The sequence below is a fragment of the Buttiauxella sp. BIGb0471 genome (genome assembly GCF_024807715.1).
Lineage (GTDB): Bacteria > Pseudomonadota > Gammaproteobacteria > Enterobacterales > Enterobacteriaceae > Buttiauxella > Buttiauxella agrestis.
In genome coordinates this window covers 235,739-249,369 of record NZ_JANUEU010000004.1, presented here as the reverse complement: position 1 = coordinate 249,369, position 13,631 = coordinate 235,739, and the positions used below count along the sequence as shown (strand labels likewise).

Sequence of the window (13,631 nt, the reverse complement as noted above, 5' to 3'; positions counted from 1 at the left end):
TATGAGCACTACCAACCACGAAAACCACATCTACGTCCTGATGGGCGTCTCTGGCAGCGGTAAATCTGCTGTTGCAAGTGAAGTTGCTCATCAACTTAAAGCCGCGTTCCTCGACGGCGACTTCCTTCATCCGCGCTGCAATATCATGAAAATGGCATCGGGCGAGCCGCTGAACGATGAAGATCGTAAGCCGTGGCTGCAAGCGTTGAACGATGCAGCTTTCGCGATGCAACGTACCAACAAAGTTTCCCTGATTGTTTGCTCTGCACTGAAAAAAGTTTATCGCGACCAATTACGCGAAGGTAATCCGAACCTCTCCTTCATCTACATGAAAGGGGATTTCGAGGTGATTGAAAACCGACTGAAAGCCCGCAAAGGTCACTTCTTCAAAACGCAGATGCTGGTCACTCAGTTTGAAACGCTGCAAGAACCTAAATCTGACGAACCTGATGTGCTGGTGGTGGATATCGACCAAACGCTTGAAGGCGTAGTCGCCAGCACGATTGATGTGATTAATAAAGGCAGTGCGCAGTGAGTACATTAACCCTTGTTTTAACAGCAGTTGGTTCAGTATTACTGTTGCTGTTTTTAGTGATGAAGGCGCGTATGCACGCCTTCGTTGCTTTGATGGTTGTTTCAATTGGTGCAGGGATCTTTTCCGGAATGCCGCTCGATAAAATCGCGGCAACCATGGAAAAAGGAATGGGCGGGACACTCGGATTCCTCGCCATCGTCGTCGCGCTTGGCGCGATGTTCGGTAAGATTCTCCATGAAACGGGCGCGGTAGACCAAATCGCCGTCAAAATGCTGAAGTCTTTCGGCCACAGTCGAGCACATTACGCGATTGGCCTGGCTGGCTTGATTTGCGCCCTGCCATTGTTCTTCGAAGTGGCGATCGTTCTACTGATTAGCGTGGCGTTTTCTATGGCCCGCCACACCGGAACTAACCTCGTTAAGCTGGTTATCCCTCTGTTTGCGGGCGTTGCCGCTGCCGCCGCGTTTCTGCTGCCTGGGCCTGCGCCTATGTTACTTGCCTCCCAGATGCATGCCGACTTTGGCTGGATGATTCTGCTCGGCTTGTGCGCTGCAATTCCGAGCATGATTATCGCCGGGCCGCTGTTTGGTAACTTCATCAGCAAATATGTCGAGCTGCATATTCCTGACGATATCTCCGAACCGCATCTGGGCGAAGGTAAACTGCCATCTTTCGGCTTCAGCCTGTCGCTGATCCTGTTGCCGCTGGTGCTGGTGGGCATGAAAACCATCGCTGCACGTTTCGTTGAACAGGGTTCCACGCTGTACGAATGGCTCGAGTTTGTCGGCCACCCGTTCACCGCGATTCTGGTCGCGTGTCTGGTTGCTATTTATGGTCTGGCGTACCGTCAGGGAATGGCGAAAGAGCGAGTCATGGAAATCTGCGGCCACGCGCTGCAACCTGCAGGTATCATTCTTTTAGTTATCGGCGCGGGCGGTGTGTTCAAGCAAGTGCTGGTGGACTCAGGCGTTGGCCCAGCGTTAGGTGAAGCGTTAACCGGATTAGGTCTTCCGATTGCGTTAACCTGCTTCGTGTTGGCGGCAGCGGTGCGCATTATCCAGGGTTCCGCAACGGTCGCCTGTTTGACCGCAGTGGGTCTGGTAATGCCGGTTATCGAGCAATTGAACTATAGCGGCGCGCAAATGGCAGCCTTGTCGATTTGTATCGCGGGCGGTTCCATTGTGGTGAGCCACGTAAACGACGCCGGTTTCTGGTTGTTCGGTAAGTTTACGGGCGCTACCGAAGGGCAAACCCTGAAAACCTGGACCATGATGGAAACCATCCTCGGCACCACCGGTGCACTGGTCGGGATGATTGCTTTTACGCTGCTCTCCTGAAATGGTGGATGACGCTCTGGAAAACCAGAGCGTCATGTTTCTGAAAATACTCTCAAGACATTAACGGCAACAGCTGCTGATAAATCTGGTTAAACACTTTGCGACGAGATTTGTAACGTTCATGGCGTGACATATCCGGTTTGTGTTGTTGTTCAAGCGGCAACTGCGGAAGCAGGGATGGCAAAGGTTTTTCTGGCGACATGGCGATTTGTGCCAGTCGTGCAGCACCCAATGCCGGGCCGACATCTCCTCCCGTGCGGTAATCCAACGTTTGCCCGCTAATATCCGCCAGCATTTGCCGCCAGTACGGACTCCGCGCCCCGCCGCCAATCAGCGTGACGCTTTGTGGTGTGATGCCACAGGAATGCACCACGTCCATGCCATCCGCCAACGCGTAACCCACGCCTTCCAGTACCGCGCGAGCCAGTTCTGCCGGGCCGTGCTGATGCGTCAGGCCAAAAAAAACGCCTTTTGCCTGCGGATTATTGTGCGGTGTGCGTTCGCCTGAAAGGTAAGGCAGGAACCAGACATCGCCCGCTTCTTCATTGGCTTGTTCAGCCGCTGCCAGCAACGCCGGAACAGTATCCAGGCCGGTCAGCTTTGCTGCCCAGTCAAGGCAGGACGCCGCGCTCAACATCACGGACATTAAATGCCAGCGGTTAGGTAATGCGTGGCAAAAACTATGTACGGCGCTTTCCGGCTTGCTGAGGAAACCTTCGCTTACGGCAAAATAAACCCCGGAGGTGCCGAGCGACAACATTGCCTGGCCTGCGTCCATCATGCCGACACCCACAGCGCCTGCTGCGTTATCTCCTCCACCCGCCACCACCGGCACCGCAGGCATATTCCACGCCTGCGCCACGTCTGCTTTCAGCGTGCCGGTAATTTCACTGCCTTCGAATAAATCAGGCATTTGCTGGCGGCTGAGTTGGCAGGCGTCGAGCATTTTGTCGCTCCAGTCGCGCTTCGCGACATCCAGCCACATAGTGCCGGCTGCGTCAGACATATCGCTGGCAAAAATGCCGGTCATCCGCAAACGTAGATAATCTTTAGGCAATAGCACCTTATCGACTTTTGCAAAAACGTCAGGCTCGTGGCGCTTTACCCACAGCAGTTTTGGCGCGGTAAAACCTGGCATCATCAGGTTGCCAGTAATTTTGCGCGAATCAGGAACGCTGGCTTCCAGCAATGCGCACTCTTCGCCGCAGCGCCCGTCGTTCCATAAAATTGCCGGACGTAAAACATTTTGCTGTTCATCAAGCAATGTTGCGCCGTGCATTTGCCCGGCAATCCCGAGTGCTTTAACACCCGCGAGGGAATGCTGTTCACCGAGTGCTTTCATCGCGCGGTCGGTGGCTTGCCACCAGTGTTCAGGATCTTGCTCTGACCACAACGGATGCGGGCGCGACACTGCCAGCGCTTCAGTACGTGTTGTCAGCACCTCGCCTTGCTCATCCAGCAAAATCGCTTTAACACCCGATGTGCCGAGATCGATTCCGATGTACATACCGACTCCTTACAAACGCGCCACGTAAAACGTGGCGCGGGAATTCGTAGGGTGGATAAGCGAAGCGTCATCCACCATTTCAACTACGGCTTAGATTTATTTGTCGAACAGATAATGATTCACCAGGTTTTCCAGCAACTCTTGATGTCCACTTTGGTGCTGCGGTGCCAGGTTATGTTGTTCAGCGTACTGCGCAACTTGTGCCAGAGACATTTGCCCTTTCAGAATTTGCTGGCCGACTTCACCATTCCAACCGGCATAACGTTTGGCGACACGTTTATCCAGTTCACCCTCTTCAATCATACGTGCGGCAATTTTCAGCGACAGCGCCATGACATCCATGGCACCAATATGACCATAGAACAGATCGTACTTATCGGTGCTCTGGCGACGAACTTTGGCATCAAAGTTCAGGCCGCCTGTAGTGAAGCCGCCCGCTTTCAGAATTTCGTACATCACCAGTGAGTTTTCTTCAACGCTGTTCGGGAACTGGTCGGTATCCCAGCCCAGTTGCGGGTCGCCACGGTTCGCATCAACAGAGCCGAAGATACCCAACGCAATCGCGCTGGCAATTTCATGGTGGAAGGAGTGACCGGCTAGTGTTGCGTGGTTCGCCTCAATGTTCACTTTGATCTCTTTTTCCAGACCAAACTGCTTCAGGAAGCCGTAAACCGTTGCAACATCATAGTCATATTGGTGTTTAGTTGGCTCTTGTGGTTTCGGTTCGATAAGCAGCGTTCCGCGGAAACCAATTTTGTGTTTGTGCTCAACCACCATCTGCATGAAACGGCCAATTTGCTCGCGTTCCTGGCGCAAATCGGTATTGAGGAGAGATTCGTAACCTTCACGCCCACCCCATAAAACATAGTTTTCGCCGCCTAATTTGTGCGTGGCATTCATCGCGGTGGCGACTTGTGTTGCCGCCCATGCGAACACTTCTGGGTCTGGATTGGTGGCGGCACCTGCACCGTAACGTGGATTGGTAAAGCAGTTAGCCGTACCCCACAGCAACTTCACGCCGCTTTCTTGCTGTTTTTGCGCCAGCACGTCGGTCATTTGCGCGAAGTTATTCAGATACTCTTTCAGTGACGCGCCTTCTGGCGATACGTCAACATCGTGGAAGCAATAGTACGGCACGTTTAGTTTGTGGAAGAACTCAAACGCGACATCGGCTTTGCCTTTTGCCAGCGCCAGTGCATCACCTGCCTGCTGCCATGGGCGTTCAAAAGAACCGACACCAAACATATCTGCGCCATTCCAGCAGAAGTTATGCCAGTAACAGGCCGCAAAGCGCAGGTGATCTTCCATGCGTTTGCCCAGAACGATTTCATCTGGGTTGTAATGGCGAAACGCCAGAGGATTAGTGGATTTAGTGCCTTCAAAACGTACACGATCGAGTTGGTCGAAATAGGCTTGCATATTTGACTCCGTAATCTTAATCAGGGGGCGGCAAGTAAGCGATTCTGTAACCATCCTGTATTTTCCTTTGGCGTTGCTCAATTACGTTATTTCACACTGCGATTAAGAGAATGCTCAAATGTGCGCTGTCTCGCAAAAAACGCAGGAATTAATGAAAGAAATATCTCGAGCGTTATTCCAATAAATAGCGCAACAAATGTTTTTTCTAATTTAAAAGAAGATCGCCATCATAAATTAACAATTAAACAAAAAAACGTAATAGGAAGATAAAAATCTGTAATTGCCGGATTGCCATTCACAGACAACAATCACAGCCGGTCGACAGATGTTAATAATTTTTAATCCGATTTATTACACCCTACACAGGTATAAAAATATGAAAATGAAGATTAAGAACCTTTTACTAACGTTGTGTGCCTCACTCGTTCTCACCAGTGTCAGCGGCATCGCCAAAGAAGTTAAAATTGGCATGGCGATAGATGATTTACGCCTTGAACGCTGGCAAAAAGATCGCGACATCTTTGTTAAAAAAGCGGAGTCTCTGGGGGCGAAAGTCTTTGTTCAATCCGCTAACGGCAACGAAGAAACGCAAATGTCGCAAATCGAAAACATGATTAACCGTGGCGTTGATGTATTGGTTATTATTCCTTACAACGGCCAGGTATTAAGTAATGTCATTGCTGAGGCAAAAAGAGAGGGGATAAAAGTATTAGCATATGATCGCATGATTAATAATGCCGACATTGATTATTATATTTCATTCGATAATGAAAAAGTCGGTGAACTTCAGGCGCAAAGCATTGTTAATAAAGTACCTTCTGGTAATTATTTTTTGATGGGTGGCTCACCTGTTGATAATAATGCCAAGTTGTTCCGCGCCGGGCAGATGAAAGTATTAAAACCTTATATTGAGAGTGGGAAAATAAAAATCGTCGGCGATCAATGGGCTGACGGGTGGTTGCCAGAAAATGCATTGAAAATTATGGAAAATGCGCTGACGGCAAATAACAATAAAATTGACGCGGTGGTGGCCTCAAACGATGCAACCGCGGGCGGCGCTATTCAGGCGCTGAGTGCACAAGGCCTGGCGGGCAAAGTCGCCATTTCCGGGCAGGATGCTGATTTAGCCGGTGTGAAGCGCATTATCGCCGGTACGCAAACCATGACGGTGTATAAGCCGATCACCCAGCTTGCCAATACTGCGGCCGAAATTGCCGTGGAACTCGGTGAGGGCAAACAACCGGCTTCTGACGCCACGTTGAATAATGGCGTCAAAGATGTCCCTTCACGTCTCCTGACGCCAGTCGAGGTCGATAAAGCCAACATCGATACAACCGTCGTGGCAGACGGTTTCCATAAAAAGAGCGAGCTATAACCCACTGCGCCCGTGCATGCCACGGGCATACCCTTAATCAGGTAAAGGAGGGGCTATGCCTTGTTTACTGGAAATGAAAAATATCACCAAAGCCTTTGGTGTCGTGAAGGCCGTGGATAACGTCAGCTTGTCAGTTGATGCCGGTGAAGTCATGTCACTTTGCGGCGAAAATGGCTCGGGAAAATCGACGCTAATGAAGGTGTTATGCGGGATTTATCCTTACGGTAGTTACGAAGGTGAAATTTGGTTTGCGGGTGAAAAACTCCAGGCGAGTCATATTCGCGATACTGAACGCAAAGGCATTGCAATTATCCATCAGGAACTGGCACTGGTTAAGCATTTGACAGTGCTTGAAAATATTTTCCTCGGTGCCGAGCTTTCACAATATGGCGTGCTGGATTACGACAGCATGACACTACGCTGCCAAAAACTGCTGGCACAGGTGAGCTTAAATATTTCTCCCGATACCCGTGTTGGTTCGCTGGGGCTTGGGCAACAACAGCTTGTGGAAATAGCTAAAGCGCTGAATAAACAGGTGCGCTTGTTGATTCTCGACGAGCCGACTGCATCGCTTACCGAGCAAGAAACCGCAGTGCTGTTAGAGATCATCCGGGATCTGCAAGCGCATGGTATCGCCTGCATTTATATCTCTCACAAACTCAATGAAGTTAAAGCCATTTCCAACACCGTCTGTGTTATCCGCGACGGGCAGCCCATCGGTACGCGTGATGCCGCGTTAATGCGTGAAGAAGACATTATTACCATGATGGTGGGGCGTGAGCTGACCGCGCTGTACCCCAATGAACCACACCAGACTGGCGAAGAAATTCTGCGTGTCGAACATCTAACGGCCTGGCACCCGGTTAACCGGCATATCAAGCGGGTAAATGATATTTCGTTTTCACTGCACAAGGGCGAAATCCTGGGTATTGCAGGGTTGGTGGGCGCCGGGCGAACCGAAGCGGTTCAGTGCCTGTTCGGCGTTTGGCCCGGGAAATCTGAAGGTCGTATTTTCATTGATAACGAACCTGTCGCTATCAGCAATTGCCAGCAAGCTATTGCCCACGGTATTGCCATGGTGCCTGAAGATCGTAAAAAAGACGGCATCGTGCCGGTGATGGCCGTCGGGCAAAACATCACACTGGCCGCGCTAAACCAATTCTCAGGTGCGCTCTCGCATCTGGATGATGCTGCTGAACAAAATTGCGTTCTGCAATCTATTGCGCGCCTGAAAGTAAAAACCTCCTCGCCCGAACTGGCGATTGGCCGCCTTAGTGGCGGTAATCAGCAAAAGGCGATTCTGGCGCGTTGCCTGCTGCTCAACCCACGCATCCTGATCCTTGATGAACCTACGCGCGGCATTGATATCGGCGCGAAATATGAAATCTACAAATTAATCAATCAGCTGGTTCAGCAAGGGATTGCGGTGATTGTTATCTCATCGGAGTTGCCAGAGGTGCTCGGTCTTAGCGACAGAGTGCTGGTGATGCACGAGGGGCGAATCAAAGCTGACCTGATAAACCACAACCTGACCCAGGAGCAGGTCATGGAAGCCGCACTGAGGAGTGAAAAGCATGTCGAAAAGCAACCAGTCTGAAATGAAACTTACGGCACCCACAGCTTCGCCTTTTGCCGCTTTACGGGCGCTGAATCTCCAGGTTTTTGTCATGATTGCGGCGATTGTTGTCATCATGTTGTTTTTCACCTGGACCACAGACGGCGCTTATCTCAGCGCCAGAAACGTATCTAACTTACTACGGCAAACGGCCATTACCGGGATTCTGGCCGTAGGCATGGTGTTCGTCATTATCTCGGCAGAAATTGATCTTTCCGTCGGCTCGATGATGGGTTTACTCGGCGGCGTCGCGGCGATCTTTGATGTCTGGCTCGGTTGGCCTTTACCGCTGACGATTGCCGTTACGCTGGTTCTCGGGCTGGTGCTGGGGGCCTGGAATGGCTGGTGGGTGGCGTATCGCAAAGTGCCGTCATTTATCGTCACCCTTGCAGGAATGCTGGCGTTTCGCGGTGTGTTGATTGGTATTACTAACGGCACCACCGTTTCGCCAACCAGCGCGGCGATGTCGCAAATCGGCCAAAGCTACCTTCCGGACGGAATTGGTTTTGGTATCGGCACTTTGGGTCTGGTCATTTTTGTGGCCTGGCAATGGCGTATGCGCACTCGCCGCGAGGCGTTAGGACTGGCAACTCCCGCATCTACAGGCGTCGTCGGGCGGCAGGCCATCACGGCGGTGATCGTGTTAGGGGCAATCTGGTTGCTCAATGATTATCGTGGCGTGCCAACCCCGGTGTTGATCCTGACGCTATTGCTGCTTGCTGGCATGTTTATGGCGACCCGTACTGCGTTTGGACGGCGCATTTATGCGATTGGCGGCAATATCGAAGCGGCACGACTTTCTGGTATTAATGTTGAGCGCACAAAACTCGCCGTCTTCGCCATCAATGGATTAATGGTGGCCATTGCCGGTTTGATTCTCAGTTCGCGTCTGGGGGCGGGTTCTCCATCCGCTGGCAACATTGCTGAGCTTGATGCCATCGCAGCCTGTGTCATCGGCGGCACGAGTCTCGCTGGCGGCGTGGGAAGCGTTGCTGGTGCGGTGATGGGCGCATTTATCATGGCTTCGCTGGATAACGGTATGAGCATGATGGATGTGCCAACGTTCTGGCAGTACATCGTTAAAGGCGCGATTTTATTGCTGGCCGTATGGATGGATTCGGCGACCAAGCGTAGAGCATAAATGTGCAAATGATCACAATGCCGGGGGAAGGTTGCCCGGCATTGTTGCCATTATGGTATTGCACTTAAGGTTTTGTTATCAGGAAATAAAATCATGTTTGAGAAACGTCATCGCATTACGTTGTTATTCAATGCCAATAAAGCCTATGACCGCCAGGTGGTGGAAGGGGTAGGCGAATATTTGCAGGCGTCTCAATCCGAGTGGGACATTTTTATTGAAGAAGATTTTCGTGCTCGTATCGATAACATCAAGGAGTGGTTAGGCGACGGCGTCATCGCCGATTTTGACGATACTGAAATCCAGCGTTTGTTAGATGGGGCGGACGTGCCGATTGTCGGCGTTGGCGGCTCCTATCATTTGCCTGAACATTATCCACCCGTGCATTACATAGCTACCGACAACCATGCGCTGGTGGAGAGTGCCTTTTTGCACCTTAAAGAAAAAGGCGTGCAGCGTTTTGCCTTCTATGGCTTACCCAATTCAAGCGGCAAACGCTGGGCGATGGAGCGCGAATATGCATTTAACCAATTGGTCGCGAAAGAAAAATACCGTGGCGTGGTATATCAAGGGATAGAAACCGCCCCGGAAAATTGGCAACACGCCCAAAACCGCCTGGCTGACTGGGTCCAAACGCTGCCGCCGCAAACCGGGATTATCGCCGTCACCGATGCTCGCGCCCGCCATTTACTGCAAGTCTGCGAACATCTGCATATTCCGGTACCGGAAAAGCTCTGCGTGATTGGCATTGATAACGAAGAGCTGACGCGATATTTGTCGCGCGTCGCTCTTTCGTCAGTCGCGCAGGGGACAAGGCAAATGGGGTATCAGGCGGCTAAATTGCTGCACCGTTTGATGGATAACGAGCCGCTTGCCCTGCAACGCGTGTTGGTGCCGCCAGTGCGCGTGGTTGAACGTCGTTCAACGGATTATCGTTCTTTGCATGACCCGGCCGTCATTCAGGCGATGCACTACATTCGCAACCATGCCTGCAAAGGCATCAAAGTAGAACAGGTGTTGGATTCTGTGGGGATTTCGCGGTCGAACCTTGAGAAGCGTTTTAAAGAGGAAGTCGGCGAAACAATTCATGCCATGATTCACGCTGAAAAGCTTGAAAAGGCGCGCAGCTTGCTGGTTTCTACGTCGTTGTCTATTAACGAAATATCGCAAATGTGCGGCTATCCTTCATTGCAATATTTCTATTCAGTCTTCAAGAAAGAGTATGACGCAACGCCGAAGGAACATCGGGAGCGACACAGCGAGATATTGGTTTGAATGCTGATTTTGAATAAAAAAAACGCCTTCTAATTGAAGGCGTGAATTATTACTTATTATTAACAATCTATTTTAATTATTTAGTTCGGTGCCATAAAACGCTGATTGGATTGGTACATCGCAAATAGATAGTTGTTATAACTACTACCGCGTGTGGAATACCCTTTCAGCTTATGAATCATATTGCTGGCAGTCACTTCTTGATCCGCTTTACGCAATTGAGCACGTGATTTACGGAAAGATTTGTAGGCCGGATGCGTATTCAGATTTGTTACGTAGGCGTTAACACCTTCTTTAACCGAATCGTAATGCAAATAGCCTTTTACTTTGCCTGGTTCGCTGTTGCAATGGCGTTTGCTGCACTTCATGCCAAACAAATTGTTATTACTACGCGCAAGTTTAGACGTGCCCCAGCCACTCTCGGCTGCGGCCATCGTTGCCACCATGTTGGTAGGAATGATGTCGACTTTTTCCATCAGCGTATTCCACGGCACACGCTTAGTATTACCATTCCACGCGATTTTATAGCGCTTAGTGATATCTTTCAGGCGTGTACGCTCTGACGGTGACCAGCGTTGCTCATACTGCTTAGAAACCAGCCAGTTACGATCAGTGGTGATCGCCGCATTTTGACTTGTAATATATGGCATGACCGTCCGGAGAAACGCTTTTTTTCTAGGTGTTCCGGAAGGGTATTTTCGCAAATCAGGGAGCGATGCTATTTCACTATTGCGAGAATACTCTTTTTTACTACTTGCCAGCTTCTTACTGTGTGTCGTGGTGCTTTTCGTCGTCGTTAATTGGGCTTTATGCGATTTTGGCTCATGTTTACTTGCTAATACCCCAGTTGAAAAACTGAAGGTCAGTAACATAAGTATCGCAGCCCCAAATCGTCGGATTGGGGTTGATATCATTAGATCTCCTGGTCGGATCGTTACGTTTCCAGTGCCTTAATTGTCAAAGGTTTTGAATAAAGCAAACGCAGATACTAACAAAAATAGACCTTCAGAGCACCAAAAGAAATAATCCGATTCTGAAACGAAGTCACGTACGATCTTCTTATGACGGCAAAAAGTATTGTGATATGCGATGGTTATCTCATATTTCAGTAAATTGATAACGCCATCACTCACCCTTTTAACTCATCCCCGATTATCCATTTTTGGGAGGAATGCAGTTAATTAAAACAGTGCCACACTGGATAAAAGATAATCACAGGCTCAACCCTATGAAAACATTACCTCTGTTATTTCTTCTGTTCCCAGGCCTTGTACATGCAGCGTGGGTCGCGCCCGGTTTACCCGCTTTTAAAGAGCAAAATCCGGGGCTATTTGTCAGCGAGGCAAAGCTTGCGAAGGGGACGCTGCCGCTCAGTCTCAAACTTGGGGACGCTTGCTGGCAGCCCGCCGAGTCTATCAAGTTGAATCAGGCGCTTTCGCTAAAACCCTGTGAGGGCGAGACTCCAGTCTGGCGATTATTCCGTGAAGGCGAGTATCGGGTGCAAATTGATACGCGGAGCGGGACGCCTACGCTCAGCCTGAGCGTTAATAGCGCACCTCAAGCCGCTCCGGTCGATGTTACGCGCCAGTGCCCAAAATGGGACGGTAAACCGCTCACGCTCGATGTCAGCAAAACTTTCGCCGAAGGTAGTGAAGTGCGCGATTTTTACAGCGGCGCTACGGCCACGGTGAAGCAAGGCCACATTACCCTGATGCCTGCGGCGAACAGTAACGGCCTGCTGCTACTGGAATCCGCCGCCACCACAAAGACCGCTCCCTTTAGCTGGCACAATGCCACCGTCTATTTTGTCCTGACCGACCGTTTTGAAAACGGTAACCCAAAAAATGACAACAGCTATGGTCGTCATAAAGATGGCATGCAAGAAATCGGCACCTTTCACGGTGGCGATCTGGCGGGTTTAACGCGCAAGCTCGATTATTTCCAGCAGTTGGGCGTTAACGCCTTATGGATTAGCTCGCCACTCGAGCAAATTCATGGCTGGGTCGGTGGCGGGACAAAAGGGGACTTCCCGCATTACGCCTACCACGGTTACTACACCATGGACTGGACAAAACTCGATGCCAATATGGGCTCCGAAGATGAATTACGCACGTTAGTGGATGAAGCGCATAAACGCGGGATCCGCATTTTGTTCGACGTCGTAATGAACCACACTGGATACGCGACGCTTGCCGATATGCAGGAATATCAATTTGGCGCGTTGTATCTCAAAGGCGACGAGCTGACGAAAACGCTCGGAAAACACTGGACCGACTGGAAACCAGGCTCCGGTCAAAGCTGGCATTCCTTCAATGATTACATCAACTTTGGCGACAAAGCGGCATGGCAGAATTGGTGGGGGAAAAAATGGATTCGCACGGATATCGGTGATTACGACACGCCGGGTTTTGATGATTTAACTATGTCCCTGGCCTTCCTGCCTGACCTGAAAACCGAATCGACACAACCCGCTGGTTTACCTGTTTTTTATCGCCATAAGCCTGATACCCACGCCAAAGAAATCGCAGACGCTACCGTGCGCGATTATCTGACTCATTGGCTCAGTCAATGGGTGCGTGATTACGGCATCGACGGTTTCCGTGTCGATACCGCGAAGCATGTCGAAAAAGCAGGCTGGCAGCAGCTTAAAGAGCAGTCGGTTGCCGCCCTGGCCGAATGGAAGAAAGCCAACCCGGACAAAAAGCTGGATGATGCATCGTTCTGGATGACCGGCGAATCCTGGGGCCACGGCGTGATGAAAAGCGATTACTACAGCAGCGGCTTTGACGCGATGATCAATTTTGATTACCAGGAGCAAGCCGCAAAAGCAGTCAATTGTCTGGCTGATATGGATCTCACCTGGCAGCAAATGGCGACTAAATTGCAGGAGTTTAACGTTCTTAGCTACCTTTCATCGCATGATACCCGATTATTCCGCGAAGGCGGGCAACGGGCGGCTGAATTATTGCTGCTGGCGCCGGGAGCTGTGCAGATTTTCTATGGTGATGAAACCGAGCGCCCGTTTGGCCCGACGGGTTCCGACCCGCTTCAGGGTACGCGTTCTGATATGAACTGGGGTCAAAACGTCGCAACACTTTCTCACTGGCAAAAAATCAGCCAGTTCCGCGCCCGTCATCCGGCCATTGGCGCGGGTAAACAGAACACATTAAGCATCAAGCAAGGTTATGGTTTTACTCGTGAATTCGGCGACGACAAAGTGCTGGTGGTTTGGGCAGGCAACCCATAAATAACGGCGGATGACGCTGCGCTTATCCGCCCTACAACTTCCCCCGTAGGTTGGATAAGCGCAGCATCATCCAACATAAAATGCTGGGATGTTAGTTTCAGGCAGCATATTGACCACGAGAGACTAATCTTAATGCGTTTGCACCGCGTCTTATCCGGCGCTATGGTTAGCCTCTTTTTGATG

The 13,631-nt window shown here is 50.6% G+C and carries 10 protein-coding genes; 7 read left to right on the top strand and 3 right to left on the bottom strand.

What is annotated here, in order from left to right; genetic code table 11:
- The first annotated feature begins 1 nt into the window (after position 1).
- Both gntK and gntU read left to right on the top strand, forming a co-directional pair.
- The gene (gene gntK / locus M2371_RS14990) at positions 2-535 is read left to right on the top strand and encodes a gluconokinase (protein ID WP_115626910.1); all 534 of its coding nucleotides are present in this window, start codon (positions 2-4) and stop codon (positions 533-535) included.
- Positions 532-1,872, top strand: a complete 1,341-nt coding sequence (gene gntU / locus M2371_RS14985) for a gluconate transporter (RefSeq protein WP_034499497.1) — start codon at positions 532-534, stop codon at positions 1,870-1,872. The genes gntK and gntU overlap by 4 nt, the downstream gene beginning before the upstream one ends.
- A 52-nt stretch (positions 1,873-1,924) precedes the next feature.
- Here gntU and xylB read toward each other — a convergent pair whose 3' ends face one another.
- Together xylB and xylA are read right to left on the bottom strand one after the other, a co-directional pair.
- Complete coding sequence (gene xylB / locus M2371_RS14980) at positions 1,925-3,379, bottom strand: xylulokinase (RefSeq protein WP_259268066.1); 1,455 nt, start codon at positions 3,377-3,379, stop codon at positions 1,925-1,927.
- Positions 3,380-3,475: 96 nt separating this feature from the next.
- Positions 3,476-4,798 (bottom strand): xylose isomerase, encoded by a 1,323-nt coding sequence (gene xylA, locus M2371_RS14975; protein WP_034499493.1) that lies wholly within the window; start codon positions 4,796-4,798, stop codon positions 3,476-3,478.
- 382 nt (positions 4,799-5,180) lie between these two features.
- Here xylA and xylF point away from each other — a divergent pair, with 382 nt between their 5' ends.
- From xylF to xylR, 4 genes are all read left to right on the top strand, one after another.
- Positions 5,181-6,173 carry a D-xylose ABC transporter substrate-binding protein gene (xylF, locus tag M2371_RS14970; protein ID WP_034499627.1) on the top strand — a complete coding sequence of 331 codons (993 nt, stop codon included), beginning with the start codon at positions 5,181-5,183 and terminating at the stop codon, positions 6,171-6,173.
- A 55-nt stretch (positions 6,174-6,228) separates the two neighbouring features.
- Complete coding sequence (locus tag M2371_RS14965) at positions 6,229-7,770, top strand: xylose ABC transporter ATP-binding protein (RefSeq protein ID WP_259268065.1); 1,542 nt, start codon at positions 6,229-6,231, stop codon at positions 7,768-7,770.
- Positions 7,748-8,929 (top strand): xylose ABC transporter permease XylH, encoded by a 1,182-nt coding sequence (gene xylH / locus M2371_RS14960; RefSeq protein ID WP_259268064.1) that lies wholly within the window; start codon positions 7,748-7,750, stop codon positions 8,927-8,929. The genes M2371_RS14965 and xylH overlap by 23 nt, the downstream gene beginning before the upstream one ends.
- Before the next feature lie 93 nt (positions 8,930-9,022).
- Positions 9,023-10,201 (top strand): D-xylose utilization transcriptional activator XylR, encoded by a 1,179-nt coding sequence (gene xylR / locus M2371_RS14955; protein WP_034499487.1) that lies wholly within the window; start codon positions 9,023-9,025, stop codon positions 10,199-10,201.
- An 80-nt stretch (positions 10,202-10,281) separates the two neighbouring features.
- Here the strand turns inward: xylR and M2371_RS14950 are convergent, their stop codons facing one another.
- Positions 10,282-11,115 carry a protein bax gene (locus M2371_RS14950; protein WP_115626917.1) on the bottom strand — a complete coding sequence of 278 codons (834 nt, stop codon included), beginning with the start codon at positions 11,113-11,115 and terminating at the stop codon, positions 10,282-10,284.
- Between the two features lie 314 nt (positions 11,116-11,429).
- On the opposite strand from M2371_RS14950, the gene M2371_RS14945 reads away from it, so the two are divergent.
- A complete protein-coding gene (locus M2371_RS14945; protein WP_259268063.1) occupies positions 11,430-13,448 on the top strand; it encodes an alpha-amylase in 2,019 nt (672 codons plus the stop codon).
- Positions 13,449-13,631 lie beyond the last annotated feature (183 nt).

What these genes read in the sequence shown, in the direction of transcription:
- gntK (WP_115626910.1), top strand. Translation starts at nt 2, where the DNA reads ATGAGCACTACCAACCACGAAAACCACATCTACGTCCTGATGGGCGTC.
- xylB (WP_259268066.1), bottom strand. Translation starts at nt 3,379, where the DNA reads ATGTACATCGGAATCGATCTCGGCACATCGGGTGTTAAAGCGATTTTG.
- xylA (WP_034499493.1), bottom strand. Translation starts at nt 4,798, where the DNA reads ATGCAAGCCTATTTCGACCAACTCGATCGTGTACGTTTTGAAGGCACT.
- xylF (WP_034499627.1), top strand. Translation starts at nt 5,181, where the DNA reads ATGAAGATTAAGAACCTTTTACTAACGTTGTGTGCCTCACTCGTTCTC.
- M2371_RS14965 (WP_259268065.1), top strand. Translation starts at nt 6,229, where the DNA reads ATGCCTTGTTTACTGGAAATGAAAAATATCACCAAAGCCTTTGGTGTC.
- xylH (WP_259268064.1), top strand. Translation starts at nt 7,748, where the DNA reads ATGTCGAAAAGCAACCAGTCTGAAATGAAACTTACGGCACCCACAGCT.
- xylR (WP_034499487.1), top strand. Translation starts at nt 9,023, where the DNA reads ATGTTTGAGAAACGTCATCGCATTACGTTGTTATTCAATGCCAATAAA.
- M2371_RS14950 (WP_115626917.1), bottom strand. Translation starts at nt 11,115, where the DNA reads ATGATATCAACCCCAATCCGACGATTTGGGGCTGCGATACTTATGTTA.
- M2371_RS14945 (WP_259268063.1), top strand. Translation starts at nt 11,430, where the DNA reads ATGAAAACATTACCTCTGTTATTTCTTCTGTTCCCAGGCCTTGTACAT.